Source organism: Treponema sp., assembly GCF_051883275.1.
GTDB lineage: Bacteria > Spirochaetota > Spirochaetia > Treponematales > Treponemataceae > Treponema_D.
This window is the reverse complement of the sequence record NZ_JBJETK010000036.1, coordinates 48,331-58,741: the sequence shown is the minus strand read 5'-3', so window position 1 is coordinate 58,741 and position 10,411 is coordinate 48,331. Positions and strand designations below refer to the sequence as shown.

General features: G+C 39.5%; 8 protein-coding genes. 2 read left to right on the top strand and 6 right to left on the bottom strand.

What is annotated here, in order from left to right; genetic code table 11:
• Window positions 1-162 precede the first annotated feature (162 nt).
• On the top strand, window positions 163-1,494 hold the full coding sequence (locus tag ACI4L0_RS05515) for an NADase-type glycan-binding domain-containing protein (RefSeq protein WP_439799165.1): 1,332 nt from the start codon (window positions 163-165) through the stop codon (window positions 1,492-1,494).
• 159 nt (window positions 1,495-1,653) lie between these two features.
• On the opposite strand, the gene ACI4L0_RS05510 is transcribed toward ACI4L0_RS05515, so the two are convergent.
• The 6 genes from ACI4L0_RS05510 to ACI4L0_RS05485 all read right to left on the bottom strand — a co-directional run bounded on the left by ACI4L0_RS05510 (window position 1,654) and on the right by ACI4L0_RS05485 (window position 7,786).
• Complete coding sequence (locus ACI4L0_RS05510; protein ID WP_439799164.1) at window positions 1,654-3,099, bottom strand: hypothetical protein; 1,446 nt, start codon at window positions 3,097-3,099, stop codon at window positions 1,654-1,656.
• Between the two features lie 585 nt (window positions 3,100-3,684).
• Window positions 3,685-4,368: an ISAs1 family transposase gene (locus ACI4L0_RS05505; protein ID WP_439799163.1), complete on the bottom strand. Its 684-nt coding sequence runs from the start codon at window positions 4,366-4,368 to the stop codon at window positions 3,685-3,687.
• Between the two features lie 44 nt (window positions 4,369-4,412).
• Window positions 4,413-4,646, bottom strand: coding sequence for a hypothetical protein (locus ACI4L0_RS05500; RefSeq protein ID WP_439799162.1), 234 nt, complete (start codon window positions 4,644-4,646; stop codon window positions 4,413-4,415).
• A gap of 399 nt (window positions 4,647-5,045) precedes the next feature.
• The gene (locus ACI4L0_RS05495; protein ID WP_439799161.1) at window positions 5,046-5,312 is read right to left on the bottom strand and encodes a hypothetical protein; all 267 of its coding nucleotides are present in this window, start codon (window positions 5,310-5,312) and stop codon (window positions 5,046-5,048) included.
• A 65-nt stretch (window positions 5,313-5,377) separates the two neighbouring features.
• Window positions 5,378-5,779: a rhomboid family intramembrane serine protease gene (locus tag ACI4L0_RS05490; RefSeq protein ID WP_439799167.1), complete on the bottom strand. Its 402-nt coding sequence runs from the start codon at window positions 5,777-5,779 to the stop codon at window positions 5,378-5,380.
• Between the two features lie 417 nt (window positions 5,780-6,196).
• A complete protein-coding gene (locus tag ACI4L0_RS05485; RefSeq protein WP_439799160.1) occupies window positions 6,197-7,786 on the bottom strand; it encodes a glucose-6-phosphate isomerase in 1,590 nt (529 codons plus the stop codon).
• 88 nt (window positions 7,787-7,874) lie between these two features.
• On the opposite strand from ACI4L0_RS05485, the gene ACI4L0_RS05480 reads away from it, so the two are divergent.
• Complete coding sequence (locus tag ACI4L0_RS05480) at window positions 7,875-10,313, top strand: hypothetical protein (RefSeq protein ID WP_439799159.1); 2,439 nt, start codon at window positions 7,875-7,877, stop codon at window positions 10,311-10,313.
• The last annotated feature ends 98 nt before the right edge of the window (window positions 10,314-10,411 follow it).

Below are 10,411 nucleotides of genomic sequence, written 5' to 3'. Positions count from 1 at the left end.
ATACCACGATTGAAATCCCAATCCAACTATATTCGTGCCAAATTTATCTATGTCAGTTTGTTTTTCGTTTTCAGTATTTTTCTCAAAAAAATGATTTAATCCCAAAACTTTTTATGCTTCATAGCACTTTTTCAATTAAAGCTAGAATGTTATTATAAGGCTATGAAAAAAATTATTGTGTTAATGATTCTTTTTTGTGCTTGTGGATTTATTTTTGCTGAAAAAAAATTTACTGCGTTTGCTCCTGAAGAACTTGAGGTAAGTTCGTTCCTTACGGAAGGAAAAACAAGGTTCTCAAAGGAATGTCTTTCACCTGATTATGCTCTGCCGTGGATTCCTGCCGGCGGAAACAACGGAAAGGGGCAGTCAATTACGATAAAAGACTGCACGGCGATGGACATCTATATTTCAATCGGATATGTGTCAAAAGACCGTCCCGACTTGTATGAAAAGAATTCAAGACCAAAGAAAGTTTCCGTAAGATTTGCAGAAACCGGCAGAGAAAAGGTTTTTTGTCTGAAGGACACAAAAGAGCCGCAGCTGTTAAAAATCATTGAATCAGAAGAAGAATTTTTTGTTCGTCCGCGCAATACGCTTATTCTCACATTTCCGGAAGTTTACGAAGGCGCGAAGTACAAAGACTTGTGCGTGAATTTTATAGGAGTGAACAACGTTTTTTCAGGCATCGGTTTTGATTATATTACTGAATGTGAAGATTTTATTTTCAACTTTGGTGCTGACATCGCGGAGTGTCATGAAAAAGACGGAGACGGCAGCCCTATAATGAGATTCTTCAAAGAAGTTTTCTTTAAATATGCCCATAACAAGGAACTGAACCGGCTTTATCTTGTTGTTGATAAGGTTGTTTTTGTTGGACAAAATGAAATTCTTGATAAATCTTCTGCCCTCAGCTTTATAGAAAACGCCGGCATGGAAACGCTTAAGACTTTGGAATATACCTACAACAGACAAGAATATACGAAAGAACAGTGGGCAGAGGTCCAGAAGTCATTTATGGTAAGAATTTCAAATCTTTTTGATTTTCCGGTTGCATATATGCTGGATGTTACCACATCATCTATCAATACGGTTTGCGTTACAAAATATTGCGACGAGCGTTTTTTTTCACAGTTATTCTTTGACAATCAAGTCTGTATCTATCTTAGAGATGGATATGATCTGATATATGCTAGAGGTTTTAGCAATATAAGCGACGACATTCCGAAACGCAATTCTGATTCAGAGCATTTTGACGCAAATTATGTTCTTATGAAAGAGATGAACAAACACCCTGATAAAGACGGCTATTATTCTTATGTGGTTGGCTTTAAAAATCCCATAGTAATAAAATACAAGATAAGCGGCGGTTTATTTGATTTTATCTACCCTGACGGAGAAAAATATCACGGGAAAATACAGGATTCATTTATAACATTCAGGCCTCAGGGAGAACTGGACTGGGATTATATTCCAAAAGATGCTGTATGGAAATAGCGGCGTGTGTTCGCAGCAGACAATTCCTGAAGGCGTGAGAGTGGTTTTGTCGTTATGAATATATCTTCAAGAGCATTAGGCATGATTTCTTTTCCTGTGTCATAGACATCGTCAAAGAAAAATACTTCATAATAGCTGTTTTGGGCGGTATCAGGTTTATTACTCTTGATATTCTCCCCAGTGAACATTGCAATACATAGCCCAGCTCTGATTCCAGTCTGGCGGCGTTTTTGAGTAGCCTGGAACATAGACTTCCCATTTTTTGTCGTCGTCGGGATTGTAGAAGAACAATACGGTGGTCAGTTTTTCAAGGTTTTCGGGAATTTCAAAAGGTTCAATTTTCGAATCAGATGAAAACCACGGACACAGTATTTTTAAGGTTGACGGAAAGTTTATATATTTAACCGAGCTTGGAATTTTTGTTGAAAAAAACTCAAGACCTTCCGGAAGCAGGACAGCAACGGTACCGTCTGGTATATCCATGCCGATACAATCAACAAGTTCCTTTGTTCCTTCCGGGACGATAAAAACTGTCGGGTCATTTTCTCCGACCTTTGCAATATAATCAAGAACCCGCTGTCTTCTCCTTGCAGCAGAAGCCGTTATTTCTTCGTCTGTGCGCTCAATCTTTCTTTTTACGGAATAATACTCTTCAATCCGCTTGGCTATCTCTTCCGAATAATCTTTTTCTTGCCAATCTGATATATAGCTGGAACTAATTTCTTCAAGTTCTCTGTATCCATCATCTAGTCCCAGTGGAAAACGTAAAGTCAGTGTAAAATCAACATCTTCAGTTTCGGGATATTCAGAATATGAAGTATATACTGTTATCATTGCTGCACCCGGTCGGGGAGATGCCCACGGATCAGGTTTTCGGTATGACGCTTTGTAAAAGTGCATGAAAATGTGATAGTTCTTTACTTCGTAAGTTCCTTTTAGCTTGTGATCCAGCCAGTCAGATGATGCTAAATACGTAATAGCAGTATCACCGTCAAAGCCGTATTCCTGACAGTCATTCATATACCATTGCTCAAATTTCTTTCCATTTACAAGTGACTTTGAATTGCCAAGATTATATATTTTTGTGATTTCGGACTTTAAAGAACTGTCTGACAGGAAGAACGGCTTCATGTCAGAGTCGTTCAGGATATGATTCAGGTGAGGGTAGCCTGCATGAAGGGCTGCAATAAGGTATTTCTTTGTTTCTGCAAAATTTCCCATAAGCGAATGGCAGCATGCAATGTTGTAAAGCGAGTAATACAGAAGGTTTATTTCGCCGTTCGAGTCAAACTGCAGACCTGATTCTGAAGAAAATTTTGCTTTTCTTTCCTCATTAAGTTGAAAAAGCCTGTCGGTTTCATCAACGACTTTCATATATTCTTGAATTGCTTCTTCATATTTCTTCTCGTCAAAAAATTGCTCTGCCGCATCATACATCTTCTGCTCGTCGCTCGGTTCAGCATTTTTTGCCTGCTCATTTTTTTCAATAACCGAATTTTTGTCAGAGTTAATATTCTTTTCCTGCATTTGCTTCTTTTCGCATGATACGCACAGCACGCTTATAAAAAAAAACGCCAGAATGGATATGATTTTCTTTGTTTTCATTGAGTCTTCTCCCTATTCAATTTTCTACTTTTGTTTCATAATATAAAAGTTTTTATTTTTCTTTCGTATTTCCTTAATTATAGCATGGATTTTTTATCCTGCAAATTATAACTCTGGGAAAAGAATCATATGGCGAAAGATGATTTTATTCTTGAAAAGGGAATAAACGATAATGACGAATTGTTCAAGTGGTTTCAAGGCATAAACAAATATGATCACGGAAATCAATTTTCATGTAAAAGCGAACAAAGTTTAGAGGGATTCATAAGGCATTGAAACATAATTCCGTTCAAGGCAGATTTTGACGATGTTGCAGCTTTGTGAATTCTTACTATGTTGAGGGCAAACTTTCGGAGCATGTTCTTCTGCCGGTTGCTTTCTGCTTGAAATATAATAATGCCATTCTTCACTCGTTCCGTTCTTGCTTTTGAAATTAGCTTGAATCGCTCCTATGCATTTTAATCCGGGCCATTCCCTGCCACCAGGCTGCCAGCTGACATCATCAGTTGTATACACGTCCGGATTTCCGTCCTTCCATGTCCGCAGTTTTTTGAAGTGAATGTATTCATTTTGGAGCGCAGTTTTTCATCCGTAACATAATCTTTTATATCTTCCTTCAGACTCGGCTGATTGTCTTTTGCAGACAGAAGATAGTCGGCATGCCCCGTCTAATACAGCCTGTGCCGTATCAATCTGACACTTAAGGGCGTCTGCTGCAACAATGCAGCCTGAAATTTCAAGCGATTTTATCAGTTTCCGGACTGCCGGTATCTCATTTGACTTGCCGTCAACAGCCTCCTGTGCAAGCGCAAGGCCGAGTTCCCCAATCTGTGCACTTGCGATGTGAAGCGGGCTGTCATATTTATCCATTTTTTCTGTTGAGCGGACTTCTTTTCCGTCTATCGCGACAGTTAACTGCGTTTTCTTTTTCGGTTTCTTTTCTTCTGCCACAATCTTTTCGGCAAGTCCCGGTGCTATCCTGCTTACCCATTTTTTCATGCAGAGATTTAGAGATTCTGGTGTTACCAAAGCTGTCAGGCTCAGAAGCCACCAGCAGCACGGAATCCTTTTGATGTTGAACTCATTCTCAAGAAATGCGCGGATATGCTCCGTTGCTGCCCATTCATGAATCTGCTTGAAATTCTGCAGGCCGCACAGACTGCCCAAAATGATAATTGCCACTGCATCCTTTACGGAACAGAAATATCCGTCATAAACATCCTTTGTTTCCAAGCCATCTGATGATTCTACTAATTCTTCCCAGCCCATGCTCAAATGTTAACATAGGTTTTAAATTTTAAACAGCCTTTTTTTTAAATTGATTTCCGTGGTATGTACCCCTTAAATAAAACTTTTTTAAAAGGGTTTGTAACATTTGTTTCTGCCTTAAAATCAAAAGATTCATCTGTTTTTACATTCGCCCACATAAAGTGAAAACTGCCGGAGTCGTTATACTTCTTGGGTATAAACATTATTTTAATGTTTTTCCAATCCTTGATTTTTGCTCTTACCGCTTCAAAAAGACAATTCGAATAGAAAAATTGCATAACGATACCTCCTTTTCTAGTTTAGATATTATACCCTTTTGCTGTTTTACCCTGTAAAAACTGATAGAGATTCTAAGAAGTCTTTTACAAAATCTGAGACATTTTGGTTCTTGAATACGCTCAAGTTATCTGGCATTGAAATATCGGCAATCCGAGCTATAGTTGTATCAGGGTGATTAATATTATACTTATCTATTATTAAATTAAAACCTCTCAATAAATAAACATAAGCAAAATAAGCGTCGTTTAAGTATTTTACAGTTTCTTCAAAGTTTTTATTTGTTAAGCCATCAGCTTTTTTTCATTACAGAATCATAAGATTCTTTTGCATTACAAAACTTTCTCCCGATTGTTGTCGCAAAGCCCAAATTAATGTAATCCTTAGACATTTTGTATTTATTATAAAAAACAAACAAGCAATTTGGCAGTTTGTCTGAAATCATCGAAAAAAGACGCAAAGGCTCTTTTTACATCTGCCTTAGTAGTTTCAATACTTTCTTTTAATTCATTTAATGGTATTAAAAGAAATTCTTCTAAAAGGCTATCAAATGAGTTATCCAATACAGCAAAGCTTTGTTCCAATGTATCTATGTCAGTTTGTTTTTCGTTTTCGGTATTTTTCTCAAAAAAATGATTTAATCCAAAAACTTTTTCAAAATCTATCATTTTATCCCGGAACATACAAAAAAATAAAACCTACTGCGATCCTTTCACAGTAGGTTATTTCCAATCTAAGCGAATAGAGAGTGGAGGCCGAAACCACATAAAGCACCGAATGCCAGTCCGAAAATGAGTCCGAACTTGTAGTTGCTTGCAGCCATTTTATCTGTATAGATAGTTATGATTAATTCTATGATGGCGGCAGTAAACCACACCTTTCCAAACTTTTCTGAACGCATGCCAAACCATACAAACGCCATTTCCAAAAGCATAAGTGCATTTCCAGACATACCGCAAACAGTCATGTCGTCGTTGAACCAAATTGGTATAATGCTAATGAAAGAATGGATTATCATAATTACGAAAATCAATAAGATTGGACAGCCAGTCTTACGACAAAGGTTTTCAATCATTAATGATGCTGGAATGATGAAGAGGCAGTTTCCAATAAAGTGGTTCCAACCGTCGTGTATGAATACGTGTATTCCGAGATTACCGATTCGGAACCCCTTGCCAGCACAAAAATGAATATGTGTAAATTATGGATTTATGTATGCAACAATCATTCCCAAAAACGAGCCGATTATCATAACTGAAAAAAGTGGATGTGCCATAATAAAGTTAATCATGTGTTTATCTCCTTACGGCAATTATATTATAACCTTATTAAAGTTTACCCTGTTAATTTGCGGAATAGCCTTTCGTCATAATTCCGCCGATAAACATCATTGCGCGTTTTTGGCTTTTACAAGGCCGTGGTCTTGATATGCAACACACTAGTTTACGTTAGCATTTGGAATTTCTTCAAAGATAGCATATCAAGTCTGACCAGCCTTAGACCAGCCAGAATTGATATGCCGTTCCTCGCAAACTGCCTTGCTAAAATATTCCTACTTTATAAGAAGATCCGCATAGGCTTTAAGCGCGCTCTCCATTTTTCCAGAAAGCACAGCCTTGGCAAGAGTTTTTCCAAGCTGAACACCTTCCTGGTCAAAGCTGTTTACATTCCACAGGAAACCCTGGAACATAACTTTATTTTCGTAGTGAGCCAGAAGCGCACCTATAGTTTTTGGCGAAACACGCTTTCCGTAAATCAAGCTTGACGGACGCTCACCGGCAAAGAATTTGTTCGGGTTCTCGTCATTCTTTCCGCAGGCAAAAGCAATAATCTGTGCCACCACGTTTGCGCACAGTTTCTTCTGGCTTGTTGAATCCTGAATAACAACATCCTTTCCAGTCTGATTTTCCCTGAAAGCAATAAACTGAAGAGGAATAATGTCTGTTCCCTGATGAAGCAGCTGATAGAAAGAATGCTGTCCGTTTGTTCCCGGCTCTCCGAAAATAACAGGGCCTGTAACATAATTCAGTTTTTCGCCGAAGCGGTTCACGCTCTTTCCGTTTGACTCCATGTCAAGCTGCTGAAGATGAGCAGGGAATCTTGAAAGAGCCTGTGAATAAGGAAGAACTGCTGTTGAAGGATATCCCTGAACATTGCGCTCATAAACCCCGATAAGAGCATCCATCAGAGCCGGATTTTTCAGAATATCTTTTTCCACGGAAAGATTGTCTTCTTCCGCCGCGCCCTCAAGGAATTCCGCAAAGACATCAGCGCCGAATGCAAGGCTCAGAATAGCTCCGCCGACTCCAGATGAAGATGAATAGCGGCCTCCGATGTAGTCGTCCATAAAGAATGCCTCAAGATAATCCGGGCTTTTTGCGAGCGGCGAAGTTTCGCTTGTAACTGCAATCATGTGCCGGCTAGGATCAAGGCCTGCGCTCTTCAGGAAATCCTTTACAAAAGATTCGTTTGTCAGAGTTTCAAGTGTTGTTCCGCTTTTTGAAACAAGAATGAAAATTGTCCTTGAAAGATCTATAGACTGAAGCACAGAAGCCGCATCATCAGGATCGACATTCGAAATAAAGTGAGCGTCCATCTTGAATTTTCCAGTCTGGCGTGCCCAATTCTCCAGCGCAAGATAAATAGCACGCGGACCGAGGTCAGAACCGCCGATTCCAATCTGGCATACAGAAGTAAACTTTTCGCCCTTTTCATTTACAATCGCGCCTGAGTGAACTTTTTCAGCAAAGGAAGCGATTTTCTTCTGCTCATTGATATAGAATTCACGCTTGTTCACTCCGTCTGCAACAACATCCTTTCCAAGCTGGCCGCGCAGAAGCTGATGAAGAACCATGCGCTTTTCCCCGGTATTTATAACCTCGCCGTTGTACAAGGCTTCGAATTTTTCCAGAAGCTGGCTTTCCTTTACAAGCTCCTTGAAAATAGAAATCACCTGACTGTTCACCTGCTTTGCCGCGTAGTTGTAGACAAGACCGTCCGCCATTGGAATTGAATATTCAGCAACACGCTTTGCAGCATCCGCAGACGAAAGCTCCTTTGCCACCGAAACACATCCCTTCAAAGCCTGAAGCTTCTTGTAGCTTTCAAGTGTGTCCAAGTTGTTCCATGCAATATCTGACATGATAATAGCCTCTTAAAAAAATGATTTGACCAAGAGTATATCAAAAAAAAAAATTATATGCTAGAATCCCCGCTATATCCGCAAAACTATGGAAAATTCCAAACTTTTATGGGAGCGTAAGATGAAGCCCCGTTTTATTCTGAAAACACTCATTCTGACGGCAGTTTTTGCAGTCCTGCCAGGAACACTGAATTCGCAGGAGACAAGCGGCTTTCTGCCAGATACAATTTTTTTCAGGACAATGACACAGTCGTACTGCAAGTATTTTGAATTCACTCTTGTAGACGGACGCATATATGCAAAAAAACCGGAAGAAAAAAAATGGAAGCTGTTTTTAAAGACAGGGCTTCCTGTTCCGCAGATAAACACAACAGGCGCAGAGGAGTTTCCCGTTCCAGAGCGAATCACAGAAATTTCAGCGGACGGAGACAGCCTGTATGTTTTTGACAGCAGCGGAATTCTTTATTCAGTTTTTTTATGCAAGGATTCTCCCGAAACTCCGTTTGTATGGAAAAAAGAATTCGGATTTCCTAAAAGCGGAAACGGATTTTTAAAGCAGGACGAATTCACCAGGGACAAGCGCGCGTGGTCAATGGGATGCAGAAGAAAAGATGTCCTTTATCACAGCGATATTTACGGCAACGAGCATCACTACGGAACGATGGGGCTTGAAACCATTTATTTTCTGACAGCAGACGGCCAGCACATACGGTTCACAGACAGCGGGCTCCCTGCGGATTTCAGCCGGCAAATTCAAGTTCCAGAAAACGGAAGATTCATCTCTGAAAATTTGAGCGCATCGGCCGACACGATTTTTCTGATCGGCGCAAAGGGAACCATGTACACAAGGCTGATTGACTTTGACACGATGGGCTGCGATCCGATGTGGTTTCAGTACACATACAACAAGCTTGAGCAAAAGAAAAAAGGCAAAAGTTATTTTTCAAACTATTCTCCATGGGCGCTTCCAGCAGAAGACTGGCTCAAACAGCCGGCAATTCCAATAGAAGGAAATGCCCGGCTTTCAAAAATCATAAGCATAGCGCAAAACGGACATGGAAACGGAGCGAGAGTTCTAAGGGTCGCAGGAACAAACAGCAGCGGCGCCACAGGATTCTACGAGAAAAATATTTTTGACAGCGCATGGAATTTCTATGAGGCGGAAATTTTTATAGATGAAAAAGATTTTTTAGATTCATCAAAGCCTGAAATTGGAAGCGAGGCGGAATTTTCATACACAGGAAATCTTGTGCTGAACGACAGCGCAAAAAAAGATTTAACCTGCATTTTAAAAGGCGTTTCGCTGATGAGCGAGGATAAATGCATCCTTGAAATTTCAGACGGCACCCAGACATTTTCGTGCACGCTTTTTACAGTTGAAAAATGGGCTTATCCCAAAAGAAAAAACCCGGGCTTTGATGGAACTCCGCGCAATTATTTTATAACCGCTGAATTTGACGAAGCCTCAATAGAAAACTATACAGGGGAATTAAGAAAAACAATAGAGGCTATCTTTAAAAACAAGAATCACAGTCTTTTTGCATTTACCGGCTCCGGAACAGAAGAATACTTTGAAATATCATCGAATTCAAAGCCAAAGCATCTTTTAAAAAATCCGTTTGCGCAGAAAACCGCCAATTTTAATTTTATTCTGAGCCGGGACGGAATTGAAAACCCGCCAAAAATATCAGCATTTGCCCTGCCCCTTTTAAAGGATTTCAAGAACAGCGAATTTTTACTTGAGCCGGGAAAAACTTATTCAATAAAGGAGCGGAGTCTTGTTCAGGAAAAAATTGACAGAAACAAGGAATACCGTGATTTTATCACCTCGGATTTGGAGCAGTTTGAAGAGCTCAAAAAAAATGCAAGGCATACCAGATGGGGGTATTCCGCGCTGGACTTTATAACGACAATAACATTTTTAAACAAAATAAATTTCCCAAAAATAAAGCAGCTGTCTACCTATGGCGCGGATTTGTTCGCCACAAATTTTTCTTCATTCGAAGAGCTCACAGAGTACAGAAATTTTGTGTACGAACGCGTTCTGGAGCTTATTGACCTGCGGCTGGAAAGATACGAAAAAATAATTCAGGATTTTGACAATAACGAAGTCTACAGCACATTGAGCGCAGACTTGAAAAATTCATTCACAGAATACTTTGATCTTGTTGCGCTTCCAAAAGATGCAAAAATGAACTGCGGGAACACAGAAATCACACTGGAGCAGTTCAACGATATTTCCTATCTTCCCGCATATTATCTTAAAACTTCCAGCGGAACAACAGCAACTGTAGTCCTGCAAAACGCCGCAAATTCAATTCTGTTGTTTTTTGAAAGCGGAAAAAATCTTGAGGAAACACCTTTGATTTTTAAAGCGGAATTCACTGTCTCTGAAATTTCAGAAAATGATTTAAAAGAAATCAAGGCAATGAAAAAACTTCAGGACAAAACAGGAACTGTTGAATGGAACGGTAAAACCTTGAAGATTTTCGCAGGCAAAAAGCTTTTGTTCGAAGCCGGCATATAATTCCGCCAGAAAAACACGGGAAGTTAAAAAAAACAAATATTCAACATTTTCAGCGATTAATCAGCACCTTGACAGAAAATGCATATTTATTCATACTT

Excerpts from the sequence above, each read along its gene's own strand:
- ACI4L0_RS05480 (WP_439799159.1), top strand. The coding sequence starts at position 7,875 with ATGGAAAATTCCAAACTTTTATGGGAGCGTAAGATGAAGCCCCGTTTT.
- ACI4L0_RS05505 (WP_439799163.1), bottom strand. The coding sequence starts at position 4,368 with ATGGGCTGGGAAGAATTAGTAGAATCATCAGATGGCTTGGAAACAAAG.
- ACI4L0_RS05515 (WP_439799165.1), top strand. The coding sequence starts at position 163 with ATGAAAAAAATTATTGTGTTAATGATTCTTTTTTGTGCTTGTGGATTT.
- ACI4L0_RS05495 (WP_439799161.1), bottom strand. The coding sequence starts at position 5,312 with ATGATAGATTTTGAAAAAGTTTTTGGATTAAATCATTTTTTTGAGAAA.
- ACI4L0_RS05510 (WP_439799164.1), bottom strand. The coding sequence starts at position 3,099 with ATGAAAACAAAGAAAATCATATCCATTCTGGCGTTTTTTTTTATAAGC.
- ACI4L0_RS05500 (WP_439799162.1), bottom strand. The coding sequence starts at position 4,646 with ATGCAATTTTTCTATTCGAATTGTCTTTTTGAAGCGGTAAGAGCAAAA.
- ACI4L0_RS05485 (WP_439799160.1), bottom strand. The coding sequence starts at position 7,786 with ATGTCAGATATTGCATGGAACAACTTGGACACACTTGAAAGCTACAAG.